Raw genomic sequence first — 13,143 nt, 5'->3', positions numbered from 1 at the left:
TTGTAAATCGAAACCGTAGAATCCTAATCTGGAGTGTTGTTCTTTGTGTAAGTACATGGATAAGTACCATGCGCTTAAACCAGTTTGTGCATTACCAGTAGCGAATGCAGTGGAACAACCAGCAGCTGCGGAAATAACGGAAGCTCTTTGAGATCCACCGAAGTGAGTTTCGAGTAAAGCTGGGTATTCTTCGTATTGTTCTAATGCGTAGAATGCTACTTCAGTACCTACATCAAGAACAGTGTCCATGTTGTTAGGTGCTGCGCATAAGTCGCCGTAAGTGTCTTCGACGTAATCTTTACCGTAGTAGGTGAAATCGTCTAATACGTTATCGGTGTATGCTGCGGTAGCATATTGGGTGAATCCTACACCACCAGACATGTAAGAACCTAACCAGATTTGGTCGTATAAAGCAGCACCTAAAGCTACTACTTCTAAGGTTGATCTTACAGGGTCATCAGGGTAAGCTCTGGAACCTTGACAGATATCTGCCATGAATCCGAATGGAACTCCACCAAGTTCGTTTTCTGCTCTTGCTCTTCTTACAGGTAAGTAAGTACCCATGTGAATAACTTCTGCGTGTTTGGATGCGTATGCGAAGTCACCAGTAGCTCCTTCACCAGCACATTGGTTGTATGCAGAAATCATGGACATACCAATTTGCATAGCAGACCATCTGGAGGTGTTACCACCGTCACAGACTCTTCCTACAATGGATGGAATTCTTACAGCTTGCCAAATAGCTCCGCCAACTTCAGCTTTTAAAGCTTCAGCTTGTTCTTCAGGGAACTCTTTGTTAATGTCTAAAACAAATGCTGAGTCGATTTCGTCAGCTAATTCATCATCACCAGTGAAGACTTTTACGTATGAATCTTGTACTACTAATGGGTCAGTTTCTACCATGTGTTCTTGAACTACAGCTGCACCAGGCATAGCGTGGTTTACAGTTTCTAAGTAGTTTGTAATGGTTTCAGGAGTTACTTCAATACCTAATCTTTTTTCAAGAACGTTGTGAGCAGTGTTTAATCCTACGATTACAGTTCTTCTAATATCATCCCAAGCTTGTTGGATAGCTGCGTTGTTAATGTAGTGTAAATCGTCACCTTCTACAAAAGTGTCAGTAGTGGATAATTGGTAAGACATTAAAGCCCTTTGACCTAAAGGAGAACCAATGTCTGGGTTGTACATTGGGATTCCTCTTTTTTCAGCGATTTCTTTACCTTCATTTACAAATGCAGTCTTTTTCTCAGATTGAGTCCAACCACCCATGTTATAGAATTGGGTTGTTTTTTCAGTTGGGTCTTCAGTGAATTTCTTTTTCATTGCATCTAAGAATTTTTTATCAGCCATGTTAACTACCATCCTGCTTCTGGATTGAATGCACCAAAGGATCTGGAAACGTGTATTTTTTGACAAACTTTTACAGCGTCTACGTCATCTTTGTATGCTTCACCATCTATTCTGTAAATAGTGGTTTTTGCTCTTAAAGTTTCTTCGTCTAATGGTTCACCTAAAATTACAGGTTCGTCTAATTCTTTACCAATTTGGTCTTTAACCATTTCGACTTTACCGGTTTCTTTGTTGAATACTTGTCTTCTGAGCATATCGAACATTAAACCGTTTTCATCTAATCTTAAGGAGTGACCGTGTACACTTCCACCTCTAATACCGGTTCTTGCGGTATCGAAGTATTCGGTTTCTAAGAGAACTTTTGAGAGTTTTTCGATGTCTCTTTCTCTTGCTTCTACTACTTGTCTTCCGGATAATGTACCAGTATCGATTCCTCTAAATCTGGATAAGTAAGATCTAGCTCTTAAGAAAGGTTGAGCTGGAGCGAAGTACATTGAGTCTACGAATTGAATGTATCTGATTCTGTCTCCTGCTTTAGCACCGTCGATAGGTGCTACTAATTCTCTTACACTGTCATCTGGCTCGTCCATTTCATCTAATGGTGGGTGAACTGATTTGTATTCTTCACCTGGAGCTTTATGACCTAATATTTTTACTACGTCTTCATCAGAGATTTCTCTTAACTTTTCTAACTCGTATTCAGGGTTAGTGAAGTTTCTTCTGTTTTGAGCAACCTGAGAAGTACCTGGATAAATTTGTACCATAATTATGCATCTCCTAATGCTAATTTAACTTTTCTAATAATTTCATCTAATTTTTCTTGTGAAATTGTTTCACCACGGATAACCCCTGTAACAATATCATCAATAGTTCCCTGGGTTTTAATATCTTCATAATCTGGCATGACTTTGGAAGTTTTTACACCAATTTTGGCAAAATCTTCATGGTCGACTGGTGATTCACATATAATAATACAGTGTTTATTTACATTCCTTAGAATTAATCTTGCTTTGTAAATTAAATGATTGGCAACTCCTCCTAAGTGAACTACAAGTAATTTGAAGTTTTGTAATTGTTCCACTTCTTTATCAGTGAGACCAAATAAGGTACCACCTGAAGCAGGAGCATCACTAGGAACACCAGCACCAGCATTTAAAACCATTGTACTTGTTAAAACATTTGCTTCACGTAAACCGAAAGTGATTTCACAAACTGGTTTGGTAATGTGTCTACGTCCCGGAGACATAGCCACTGCACATACATCAGTACCGCATTCAGCGAAAGTCCCTCTTTGAGCAAGACTTCCACCTTTACCCATGCCGCTTGTTTCTCTGCAATCAACTACGTGAGTACAACGTCCTATCATATTAATCTAGTCATCCTTTTTAATAATTTTCACATGGTCATCGAATTTTGAATATTGATCTGACATTCCAACCAATTCGTCTGGTAAATCTGAATCCCCATATTTAATCCTGTCAGTAACTGTTTTCTGTTTTCTGATATAATTGGACCTGTCCTGATTAATATCAAAACCATATGGAATATGTTTATTACAGATTTCTTCGACTTCATCAATTGTAGATTCCATAGTTATTTCAAGGAATATTCTTGCGGTTTTAACTTGTAAAACAACATCTTCCCCTTGAATGTTAATAACTCTACGTTCCCTATATTTTGGTGGTAAAGTTGCTTCCCCTTTTGGGAATCTTGGACCGTGGATAACAGTCCTTTTAACATCTTCAAGGGATTCTAAATCGTTTAACAACTTTTCTGTTGTATCGCTTCCAAGAACTCTGTAAGGAAATATTTCAATATCCATCTTCTAACCTTCAAAAATTAGATTTTAACAAATTAATTAGATGTCACCTTTAATTTCATCAGCAGCTTCTGCGACTGCTTTAATAGGTTCTCTAAATTCATCAATTTGACTGTATACTTCTTTAATTAAACCAGAAGTTGCTTCTGGTGAAAAGAGTTGTGTTCCTGCATCTAAGGACATAGCAGCAGCTACACAAGGAATACAGAATCCTTTACTGTGTCTAGTTACAACGTGGTTTCCGTTGAAGAGACCAGGACCTCCACCACCGTAAATGGAGTGACTGAAGAAGGAGAATCCTACAGCTACACCTTCTGCTCTACCATAGTCAAGACCAGGTAAACCAGTAGCGAATTCGAGGTTGTCGTTGAAGTATAATAAAGTAGATGGAATACCTTGAGCTGCACGAGCTGCACCTACGTTAACCATAGTTGCTGCAACTGCACCAGCAGCAGCGTATGCGTTCCATTTAGCTGCGTCATCAGTTCCGTAAATAGCGAAATCAGTTAATTGTTCTTGAGGAGCAATTACACCGTCAGCTTCTGCACGAGCAATGGTTGCTTGTACTACACTACCAACAGTACCTTCTGCACCGTTTTCTTTTACTAAGTCGTAAACCATGTTATCAGCGTTTAAGCCTTGGTAAGCTAAACCTAATAAGTGTAATCTTTCAAATGAACCTAAAGCGTCAGCCATTTCAAACATAGCAGTTTGTTCGAAGATAGCTGCTAATGCAGTAGCTTGGAAAGTGTTTTTCAATGTAGCAGCAGCGAAGTCGTTTGCTTTTACATTTCTTAAACCGTAACCTGCACCTTCGAGTTTTTGTGGAATGTCTAACATGGTTGCAATGTTAGATCCTTTGTAGTCTACAGATTGTGGGTATCTACCTAATACTGCAGCTTTTACGAAGTTAGCATCGTAAATGTCTACATCACAAATGTCAATAACAGATTGTACTAAAGCGGAAGCAGAGGATAATGGAGCTGTGGAATATTCAGCAGCAACATCAATTCTTTGAGTTGGTACTTGTACTAATAACCTTTTTCCTCCGGAAATAGGTTTTACAACAGTATCATCGTCTGCAGAAATTTGGATAATTTCTTTCATTTTGTCTGCGATTGCTTCTGCGTTATCTACAATAGCGAGATCTAATTCTCTTCCTAATATTCTAGATTTGTCTCCACCAACAGATGCTGTTTTTACAGATTTTTCGAGTCCTTCTAAGTTTACTGCAACAGTTCTTTTTACACCTTTAACGATGCTTTGAATTGCTGGGTTTCTTAATGGACTGATAGCTTCGATTGGTACGCCAGATGCAATTTCATTGCCTCTATCATCGAATAAATCGATTTTATCATCAAACTTTGCCATTTTTTCCCTCCTAAATAAATAGAGTTTAACTAATATACCACGTCAATGGTAAATTCTCTTACCAAATTGAGTAAAGCTACAAAGCAAGTTTTTGCAATAGCCAGCCATATGGTATACAAATTTTATTTTATAAAAGATATAATATAAAGATTACCTATGGAAAGTTTTAGAAAAGTTTATAAAGTATAATAAAAGACTTTTCACTTAAGAAAAAAATCACCAAAAGTATTACTTTTGATTTTTCTTAAAATTCATTTGTTTTGATAAAAAACTAATTATTATAAATAAAAATTAAAATAATTCTAAAAAATCAATTCATACAATTAAATAAAAAAATATAATAAGTTATATTAAATTTAAGCAAAAATAAAAAATTATTACTTTTGAGCCCCATAGTAATAAATAATACTAAAAGTAATACGAAATTTTTGCAAAAAAATCATACTCTATTTTAAATAAAATGAAATAAAAAATTATAAATTATGCAACTTGTAGCGGATGTTGGAGGAATACCTGGAAAAGATTGTAACGGTTTTTGTAAATACTGTTATTTCAGAAAGGTAAAAGAAGTTAAAAGTTTTGGCTGTGCACACTGTTTACCCAACAGGATAGGCTGTGAAAGATGCAGCAAGGGGATAAGTGAAACTCAAAGTGAATTTAAATCACCCTTTGAAGTAATGAACGAAGTACAAAGTGCCTTGATGATGAATATGGGTCGAGGCGAAATAAGCGCGTACATCAGCGGTGGCGGAGATATAAGCTGTTATCCTCATCTTGAGACACTAACCGCAAATCTTAATCAATTTTCAATACCGTCCATCCTAGGATACACTTGCGGAAAAGGAATAAACGATTCACAAATGGCTTCAAGACTGATAAATAATGGGGTTAAAGAAGTTTCATTTACCATTTTTTCATCAGACCCTAAACTTAGAAAAGAATGGGTCAAGGATCCGAACCCCCAAGAGGCTCTTGACGCCTGCAAAATCTTCTGTGAAAATATCGATCTAACCGGCGCTGCAGTAATAATACCCGGCGTTAACGATGGGGACGTGTTAAGGCAAACCTGCAACTCCCTTGAAGAATGGGGAGCGAAAGGAATGCTTTTGATGAGATTTGCAAATACATTCAATGAAGGATTAATCCTAGGCAACGAGCCAATCATCAAAGGGATCGAATCCCAGCCGGTTGAAGAATTTGCAGAACTCGTAAAACAGATCAATAAAGAGTACAAATTCAGAGTGAGCGGCACACCATTATGCGACCCCGAAACAGGAGGACCATTCGCAATAGCAGATGATGAAAATGAGGTATTCCTGCAATTTATAAAACCCATCACTGGTGAAGCGACAATAATAACTTCCAAAATTGCAGAACCGTACATTTCCAAAATATTCGACAAACTGGAAGCAGATAGCGTCAATGTTGTTGCAGTTGAAAAAGAGATAGCTTGTCTGATTACCAAAGAAGATTTAGAAAAATTGGACTTGAGTGAAATCAAACAGGCAGTGATAATTCCCGGAAGGTCATTTGTTCATCAGCTAGATGCCGAAAGAATATTGAGCGCTGACGGCATTGAAAGGCTCGTCGGTCGTGGTCCCGATACTTTAAGTGTTGACGGAGAATTAAGCATAGACATGACTGATGAAAATGTCATAGAAAGAGAACTGGAACAATTCAACGATTTGGTGGATGCTATAAACTTCTTCGGGATGAGGATAATAAAATAAAAAAAAAGAAATTAGTTTGAATCCTCTACAAGAGAACTCTCACTATTGATTTTAACCAGAATATAGTCATACATGAATGATTTTTTAATGTCTGCAATTTCGGACAATTTCCTGCCGTCAATGACCACATTCGCTATTGTATCAGCATGTTTATCATAATTTAATTTTACACGAACTCCGTCCAGTTGAGAGGTTACCGGTGCTGGAGAAATTACATCCTTAATTTCCCTTACCTGATTTTCAATTGCATTTTTAACAACGATAGACGGTACTAATGGTGGATCAAGAACCATTTCACGTTTTCTATCATTTAAAATCTTTTCAGTTGTTTCGACTAGCTTATCGAGTGCGCGGATATCCGGACCCCTTCTAAGCCTTCTTGGAATCCTGCCCAAGTCTCCAACATATGCATCAGCACCAGGGAGTTCCTCAACATCAATATCGGGAGCTCCTGTCACAATAACCGGAATGGTTATATCATCATATAAAAATGACTTTTCCTTTATGCAGTTTTCAAAGCTGCCTAATGCAAAAATAGCTATATCATGCTCTTCAATCAATGATTTTTCCTCTTCAGTAATTCCAGAAGTGCCTTTTCCATCCCCTCTTGCAAGACCAATCATGTTATCCTTTGCACCATACTCACGCAAATACTCGGAAATGTCACATGCGGCATGAGGCAAATGGTGTCTTGCAAGGGTTGGAGAAACAATAGCTATTTCAGAACCAGCCATAGGAGCAACGGATAATTTTCCCAATAACTCTTTAGATTTCACTTCAATTTTATCAACATCTTCTAAAGGAACTGCAATATTCAATACCAATTCCATTTGTTGAATGCTTTCTTGAAGAATAAATCCTCCCAAATCTTCAATAAGTTCCTTTATCTCTTCACTTTTGTGAACTCCACCAGTAAATGTTAATGTTTCATACATATTAACAACTCTCAAAAAATGCAATTAATAGTAATATAATATATTAATGGAATATCTATATTAAACTTTCTAAAATAGCATATCTCACTTCGATTCTTTCAAATGGATTTTTAGAAATCCCCCCATGGGATGGGATTTCAACCAAGTTTTCATCTTCCAGAACTTTGCTTTTCAAATAATCCGGATAAACAACATAATCAAAGTTTTCAGAGTCTAAATTAAATCCCATATCCAAAACTATATCCTTTAAAAATTCAGAGTATACCTTAATATTCATATCCCTTGTAAAACTGGAATTCAAATATTTCTTGGACAGTTCATACTCATCAAAAAAAGATAAAATTTCCTCATCAGACAATTCTTTCGGACCTATCTCAGACACTTTTCGAATGCTTTCAAATATTTGTGAAGGAGTATTGAGCTTAATGGGTAGAGACTCCATTTGCACCTTACTTTCAGATAATAAAATAGCTAAATCCCCATCCTCTTCATCAGGATGTCTGTTTACACTATAATCATCAATGCCCGCTAACTTAACAATTTCCTCACACATTGGTGTTGTGACAATTTTCATAATATTATTATATCATTATTTAATATAAATTACTTCATGAAAGTCACATTGAGTTTTGAGACAACAATCAGTGAAGATGTATCCATAATGGTTGATGCCCTTCGGGCAAGCACTACAATAACCTCTGCATTCAATAATTTTGAAAGGGTGATCCCCTGCTCTACACCAGAGGAAGCTTTTAAACTCAAAGAGGAGTTTGATGGAGTTATTGCTGGAGAACGTAACGGAGAAAAAATCGAAGGGTTTGATGTTGGAAATTCCCCGGAATCTGTTGAAAAATATGAAACAGAAAAGAAAACCTTGATTTTGACCACCACCAATGGAACAAGGATTCTTGAAAACATGAACTCAAAAGTCCTTGTTGGATGCCTTGTGAATGCAAAGGCGGCAGGAGAGAAATCAACGGAAATTGCCAACAACCACATTGATGTTGTCATGGCAGGAGTTAAGGGAAAATTTGCGCTTGAGGATTTCCTGTCCTGCGGTGAAATCCTATACTGGATTTGCCAAAACCTAGAAGAGTATGAAATAAATGATCTGGCTAAAGCGGCAATCATTGCAAGCAGAGACTATAACTCCTTAAAGGCAGGATTCTATAACTCACGAACAGGAATGCGTCTGGCCAAACTTGGATATAAAAAAGACATTGCATACTGTTGTCAAAAAAACATATGCGATAATGTGGCAATCTATGAAAATAATGAACTGAAATTAATCAAAGATTAACTTTATATATTTAAAATCCAATAATAATTAGATAATAAAATTTAATGAAGAAGTGTTATTTTAATGAAAAGAGAATGCTTAACAATAATAGGTACTGCTCATGTCTCTGCAGACAGTGTGGATGAAGTAAAAGATGCTATTTACGAACAACATCCCGAAGTAGTGGCTATTGAACTGGATAGAGGCAGATATACTCGTTTAAAAAAGGAAATGGCGGGGATTGAAGAAGATGATACAATATCTGTCACCCAAATCATTAAAGACAACAAAGTAGGATTATTTTTAACCACAACACTTCTTGGATATTTCCAGTCTAAGATTGGAGCGGACGTTGACGTCAAACCGGGTTCTGAAATGATTGGGGCTATTGAAGCTGCTGAAGACTTGGAAATCCCAATTGCCCTTATTGATAGGGACATAAGCACAACATTGCAAAGAGCCTTGAATAAAATGGGATTTTTTGAGAAAGCCAAGTTCATGTTTGGACTTTTAGCTTCCGTTTTAGGATTTGGAGATGACGAAGAGGTTGACATTGAAGAGCTGAAAAATCCAGACAATCTTGATGATTTGATGGAAATGTTTAAGGATGAAGCTCCAAGCGTTTATGAAGTCCTTGTTCATGAAAGGGACGCGTATCTTGCGGGAAGAATACTTCAAATACCTCAAGACCATGTGATTGCAGTAGTCGGAGCTGGCCACAAGCCAGGTATTGAAAAATACCTGGACAATCCCGAAACACTGCCTCCATTTAGAGATTTGGAAAAAATCGATGAAAAAAAAGGAATTCCATGGCTTAAAATATTTTTGGCCCTAATTCCAATCTTATTTGTTGTGATATTTTTTCTGGCATATTTTAATGGGATAAACATAACCTGGAACATCTATGATTTTATTGTTATAAGCATGATAATGGGCTTTGTCGGATCTATCCTTTCCGGATCAAAAATACAATCCGCAATAGTCGGAGGATTGGTGGCACCATTGACAATCATACACCCCCTACTTGCTGCAGGATGGTTTTCAGGTTTAACTGAAGCAAAATACAGAAAGGTCAGGCAAAGAGATATTCGAAATCTAGCAAAAGTCAAAAGTTTCAGGGATTTGTGGAACAACAATATCTTTAGAATATTATTGGTTGTAATCGGAACTAACCTGGGAGTTAGCATTGCAACATTAGTTATTCTGCCATCCAAAGTTTTCATACCATTATTCATGAAAATATTTGGCATGTAATGATAATTTTATATAATATATTGATTAAATAATAATTACTATAAATTTTATTGGAAAAACTATCATGTATCTCATATTTCGTTGCGACTGCGGTCGTGTATTATATGCAAAAAAAGGAGTGGCAACTCGAAAATGCGTTTGCGGGAAAACACTAAAGGTCAAACAAAGGAGAATATTTAAAAAGGTAGCCACAAGAGAAGAAGCGTCCCTTGCGGTCCAGCAAATGCAGGATGCGATATATGGAAATACTGACTTTCAACTAGCCAGTGATTTATAATTTTTAATGGTTTGTTAGAAATGATTGGAACGACACTCGAGATAATTATAATATTAATTTTAATAATCCTTACTGGATACCTATCAATGGCTGAACTGGCCGTTGTATCCATCAGAAAAGCGAAAATGCAAAAATACTTAGAAGAAGGGAATAAAAACGCCCAAATTGTTTTTGACTTATTGGAAGACCCTAACGAATTTTTATCAACCGTGCAAATCGGAATTTCACTAATCGGCGTTTTGACTGGGGCCTTTGGTGGAGTAACATTGGCAGAACCCCTTTCAAAATACATTTCATTTATTCCTTACAGCGAACCTATCAGTGTAGCTATTGTTGTAATCGTCACTACCTACCTTACATTGGTCATTGGGGAAATTGTTCCAAAAGTTATCGCTTTAAATGACCCTGAAAGAGTTGCCTTGAAAGTTGCAAAAAGCATGGTGATTCTATCAAAAATTTCAAAACCTGTCAGTTTCGTTTTAGCTAAATCCAGCAGTTTTCTGTTATGGTTAATGAGAATAGAAAATAAGAACAATGATTTGGTTACAGAAGAGGAAATAGAACTAATGATTCAGGAAGGTAGGGAAGACGGAACCATCGAAAAAGAAGAGGAAGACATCATCAAAAGGGTTTTCAAGCTTGACGACCAAAAAGTCGAAAGTATCATGACCCCAAGAAACGAGATTATCTGGATTGATTTGGAAGACGACAGGGAAATCAATAAGGTAAAAATCATTGAAAGCCGCAGATCAATCTTTCCTATCGCATCCGGAGAACTTGATGACTTCATTGGAGTAGTTCAAGCAAAGGATATTCTCTCAATGATGTTCACAGGAGAGAAATTTGATGTTCAAAAAATTGTAAAAGAGCCATTGGTAGTCTCCGAACATCTCGAAACGTTAGAATTGCTTAAGGAATTTAAAGAAAATCAGGAATATGTTCACATGTCCCTCGTAGTCGATGAATTCGGAAGTGTGGAAGGTCTAATCACTTTAAATGATTTGCTTGAGGGCATCGTGGGAGACATTCCGGGAATTGACGAGGATGACGAACCTAAAGCGGTTCAAAGAGATGACGGAACATGGTTAATAGATGGAAGATACCCTATTGACAGATTTAAGGAACTATTCGACTTTAAGGATTCATTGCCTGATGAGGAAGAAGACAATTATACTACCTTGGCAGGACTTATCCTCAGCATAAGCGGAACTATCCCCGATGAAGAGGACAAATATGAATGCGGTAGATTTATTTTTGAAATTATAGACATGGACGGGCACCAAATAGATAAAGTAATCGTTACTGATTTGGGCCCTGAAGAGGATGAAGAGGTAGAATAATGGATGCATCGATAATTATTCAAGTTGTTTTATTGCTTGTAGGATTCTTATTTTTAATTAAAGGTTCAGATTTCTTTGTAGATGGAGCAAGTAGCATTGCTTCACTTTTGAAAATACCTACAATCATTGTTGGTTTGACTATTGTTGCTTTAGGGACAAGTGCTCCTGAAGCGGCCGTTTCAATTACATCCTCATTGACAGGCAGCAATGCCATGGCGGTAAGTAACGTAATTGGAAGTAATCTGTTTAACATACTAATGGTAATCGGTCTTTCAGCATTGCTTGGCGAATTACTGATGGAAAAAGAGGTTTTAAATAAAGATTTGCCATTCCTCGTTGGTATCACAATTCTATTTGCAGCATTTATCATTATCGGTTGGGACATTTCCTCAATCGAAGGGATAATCTTGCTCATAATAATGATTGCATATATCGCCTATTTAGTAATCAATTCACGCAAATCAAAAAAATCCAGCGAAGTGGAAAAACCGAAATATAGTCTTCCAAAAAGCATCATATTCATAATAGTTGGGATTGTTGGAATCGTGCTTGGAGGAGATTTGGTTGTTGATAGCGCTTCAAATATAGCAATCGCCTTCGGAATGAGTGAAACATTGGTAGGTTTAACCATTGTGGCAGTTGGTACCTCTTTGCCCGAACTTGTAACATCACTTACCGCTTTAAAGAAAGGGGAAAATCAGCTAGTTATAGGAAATGTAATTGGATCAAATATCTTCAACATATTATTCGTATTGGGTGCGAGCAGCGCCATAAGTGCAATACCTTTAGACTCAAGCATGCTAATAGATGTCATATTCATGGTATTTGTTACAATATTATGTTTCATATTTGGTAAAACACAATCAAAATTCGATAAAAGAGAAGGAGCAATACTTGTTGCATTTTTCATATTATATATGGCCTTCGCAATTTTGAGAAATTAAATCCTTTAACTCACAAGCCTTGCAAACATCAGATGAAGTCGGCTCACCGCAAACTTCACATTCATTGAGGCTTGTTGAGATATCATTTTCAAATGTCAATATCTTTTGAAAAGATTCCATCACATTACTTTTAATTCCAGGATACTTATCTTCATTAACATTCAAAAACTCTTTAATTTTAGCCCTCAAAGACAAATGAGAATAAGGACACTCATCAAGATGAATATCAATATCATTCAATACTGCCCACATGCCAACTTCCTTTTCAGGAGTGTTCCATAAAGGTTTAATCCTTGGAACCAATTTTGGGTGAATCACATCAAGTTCAGGGCCGAACTTAGAGAATTTAACCGTGTCTCCCCGTGCAAAACTCATTAAAAAGGATTGAATCTCATCATCCAGATTATGGCCAGTAGCTATCTTGACTGCACCCAACTCATAAGCTGTTTTATTTAGGATATTCCTTCTAAAGACCCCACAGGGGATGCATGCACTTTTAAAGTCCTGATAAATGTCATCCAAAGCAAAGCCCTCTTCACCTTTAAATGACTTTTGGACAAGCTCAACACCCAACTCTTTAGCATTGTTAACGGCCGAATCAATTCCATGTTGTCTATACCCTTCAATGCCTTCATCAACGCTGATTGCCACCAAATCAAAATCCAGGAAGTTTTGGTAATTTTTCAATGCATGTAAAGTCAATACACTATCCTTTCCTCCAGAAAGTGCAACAGCAATCAATTCATCTTCCTTGATTAATTCATAATCGGAAATCAAGTTGTTAATCCTTGTGAAAATGTGCTCATTGAATTCTTCTTTGTTTAATTTAACCATTACTAAATTG

The 13,143-nt window shown here is 36.8% G+C and carries 14 protein-coding genes; 6 read left to right on the top strand and 8 right to left on the bottom strand.

What is annotated here, in order from left to right:
- From mcrA to mcrB, 5 genes are all read right to left on the bottom strand, one after another.
- The coding region (gene mcrA / locus IJE64_RS00575; RefSeq protein WP_292780520.1) for a coenzyme-B sulfoethylthiotransferase subunit alpha at positions 1-1,350 on the bottom strand (1,350 nt) is incomplete at its 3' end.
- Positions 1,351-1,355: 5 nt separating this feature from the next.
- Positions 1,356-2,114 carry a coenzyme-B sulfoethylthiotransferase subunit gamma gene (mcrG, locus tag IJE64_RS00570; protein ID WP_292780518.1) on the bottom strand — a complete coding sequence of 253 codons (759 nt, stop codon included), beginning with the start codon at positions 2,112-2,114 and terminating at the stop codon, positions 1,356-1,358.
- Between the two features lie 2 nt (positions 2,115-2,116).
- On the bottom strand, positions 2,117-2,716 hold the full coding sequence (mcrC, locus tag IJE64_RS00565; protein ID WP_292780515.1) for a methyl-coenzyme M reductase I operon protein C: 600 nt from the start codon (positions 2,714-2,716) through the stop codon (positions 2,117-2,119).
- Between the two features lie 6 nt (positions 2,717-2,722).
- Complete coding sequence (gene mcrD, locus IJE64_RS00560; RefSeq protein WP_292780513.1) at positions 2,723-3,172, bottom strand: methyl-coenzyme M reductase operon protein D; 450 nt, start codon at positions 3,170-3,172, stop codon at positions 2,723-2,725.
- A 36-nt stretch (positions 3,173-3,208) separates the two neighbouring features.
- On the bottom strand, positions 3,209-4,540 hold the full coding sequence (gene mcrB / locus IJE64_RS00555; RefSeq protein WP_292780510.1) for a coenzyme-B sulfoethylthiotransferase subunit beta: 1,332 nt from the start codon (positions 4,538-4,540) through the stop codon (positions 3,209-3,211).
- A 482-nt stretch (positions 4,541-5,022) separates the two neighbouring features.
- On the opposite strand from mcrB, the gene mmp10 reads away from it, so the two are divergent.
- Positions 5,023-6,270 carry a methyl coenzyme M reductase-arginine methyltransferase Mmp10 gene (gene mmp10, locus IJE64_RS00550; protein WP_292780507.1) on the top strand — a complete coding sequence of 416 codons (1,248 nt, stop codon included), beginning with the start codon at positions 5,023-5,025 and terminating at the stop codon, positions 6,268-6,270.
- A gap of 11 nt (positions 6,271-6,281) precedes the next feature.
- Here mmp10 and IJE64_RS00545 read toward each other — a convergent pair whose 3' ends face one another.
- Positions 6,282-7,205 carry a methanogenesis marker 7 protein gene (locus IJE64_RS00545; RefSeq protein ID WP_292780504.1) on the bottom strand — a complete coding sequence of 308 codons (924 nt, stop codon included), beginning with the start codon at positions 7,203-7,205 and terminating at the stop codon, positions 6,282-6,284.
- A gap of 55 nt (positions 7,206-7,260) precedes the next feature.
- A complete protein-coding gene (locus IJE64_RS00540; RefSeq protein WP_292780501.1) occupies positions 7,261-7,779 on the bottom strand; it encodes a hypothetical protein in 519 nt (172 codons plus the stop codon).
- 36 nt (positions 7,780-7,815) lie between these two features.
- Here IJE64_RS00540 and comB point away from each other — a divergent pair, with 36 nt between their 5' ends.
- From comB to IJE64_RS00515, 5 genes are all read left to right on the top strand, one after another.
- A complete protein-coding gene (comB, locus tag IJE64_RS00535) occupies positions 7,816-8,505 on the top strand; it encodes a 2-phosphosulfolactate phosphatase (protein WP_292780499.1) in 690 nt (229 codons plus the stop codon).
- Between the two features lie 63 nt (positions 8,506-8,568).
- The gene (locus IJE64_RS00530; RefSeq protein ID WP_292780496.1) at positions 8,569-9,738 is read left to right on the top strand and encodes a TraB/GumN family protein; all 1,170 of its coding nucleotides are present in this window, start codon (positions 8,569-8,571) and stop codon (positions 9,736-9,738) included.
- A 64-nt stretch (positions 9,739-9,802) separates the two neighbouring features.
- Entirely contained in the window at positions 9,803-10,015 is a 213-nt protein-coding gene (locus tag IJE64_RS00525) for a DUF1922 domain-containing protein (RefSeq protein ID WP_292780490.1), read from the top strand.
- Between the two features lie 20 nt (positions 10,016-10,035).
- Positions 10,036-11,355, top strand: coding sequence for a hemolysin family protein (locus tag IJE64_RS00520; protein ID WP_292780485.1), 1,320 nt, complete (start codon positions 10,036-10,038; stop codon positions 11,353-11,355).
- Positions 11,355-12,299 carry a calcium/sodium antiporter gene (locus IJE64_RS00515; protein WP_292780481.1) on the top strand — a complete coding sequence of 315 codons (945 nt, stop codon included), beginning with the start codon at positions 11,355-11,357 and terminating at the stop codon, positions 12,297-12,299. Before IJE64_RS00520 ends, IJE64_RS00515 begins: the two co-directional genes overlap by 1 nt.
- Here IJE64_RS00515 and IJE64_RS00510 read toward each other — a convergent pair.
- The gene (locus IJE64_RS00510) at positions 12,267-13,133 is read right to left on the bottom strand and encodes a TIGR00269 family protein (RefSeq protein WP_292780479.1); all 867 of its coding nucleotides are present in this window, start codon (positions 13,131-13,133) and stop codon (positions 12,267-12,269) included. The two genes, IJE64_RS00515 and IJE64_RS00510, sit on opposite strands and share 33 nt — an antisense overlap.
- Between the last annotated feature and the right edge of the window lie 10 nt (positions 13,134-13,143).

The sequence above is a fragment of the Methanobrevibacter sp. genome (assembly GCF_017409525.1).
In the GTDB taxonomy this organism is placed as follows: Archaea; Methanobacteriota; Methanobacteria; order Methanobacteriales; family Methanobacteriaceae; genus Methanocatella.
The sequence above is the reverse complement of the archived record's forward strand: the minus strand, read 5'-3'. Positions and strand labels throughout refer to the sequence as shown.

Excerpts from the sequence above, each read along its gene's own strand:
- IJE64_RS00510 (WP_292780479.1), bottom strand. The coding sequence starts at position 13,133 with ATGGTTAAATTAAACAAAGAAGAATTCAATGAGCACATTTTCACAAGG.
- mcrG (WP_292780518.1), bottom strand. The coding sequence starts at position 2,114 with ATGGTACAAATTTATCCAGGTACTTCTCAGGTTGCTCAAAACAGAAGA.
- mcrB (WP_292780510.1), bottom strand. The coding sequence starts at position 4,540 with ATGGCAAAGTTTGATGATAAAATCGATTTATTCGATGATAGAGGCAAT.
- comB (WP_292780499.1), top strand. The coding sequence starts at position 7,816 with ATGAAAGTCACATTGAGTTTTGAGACAACAATCAGTGAAGATGTATCC.
- IJE64_RS00545 (WP_292780504.1), bottom strand. The coding sequence starts at position 7,205 with ATGTATGAAACATTAACATTTACTGGTGGAGTTCACAAAAGTGAAGAG.
- IJE64_RS00515 (WP_292780481.1), top strand. The coding sequence starts at position 11,355 with ATGGATGCATCGATAATTATTCAAGTTGTTTTATTGCTTGTAGGATTC.
- mcrC (WP_292780515.1), bottom strand. The coding sequence starts at position 2,716 with ATGATAGGACGTTGTACTCACGTAGTTGATTGCAGAGAAACAAGCGGC.
- IJE64_RS00540 (WP_292780501.1), bottom strand. The coding sequence starts at position 7,779 with ATGAAAATTGTCACAACACCAATGTGTGAGGAAATTGTTAAGTTAGCG.
- IJE64_RS00525 (WP_292780490.1), top strand. The coding sequence starts at position 9,803 with ATGTATCTCATATTTCGTTGCGACTGCGGTCGTGTATTATATGCAAAA.
- IJE64_RS00530 (WP_292780496.1), top strand. The coding sequence starts at position 8,569 with ATGAAAAGAGAATGCTTAACAATAATAGGTACTGCTCATGTCTCTGCA.
- IJE64_RS00520 (WP_292780485.1), top strand. The coding sequence starts at position 10,036 with ATGATTGGAACGACACTCGAGATAATTATAATATTAATTTTAATAATC.
- mmp10 (WP_292780507.1), top strand. The coding sequence starts at position 5,023 with ATGCAACTTGTAGCGGATGTTGGAGGAATACCTGGAAAAGATTGTAAC.
- mcrD (WP_292780513.1), bottom strand. The coding sequence starts at position 3,172 with ATGGATATTGAAATATTTCCTTACAGAGTTCTTGGAAGCGATACAACA.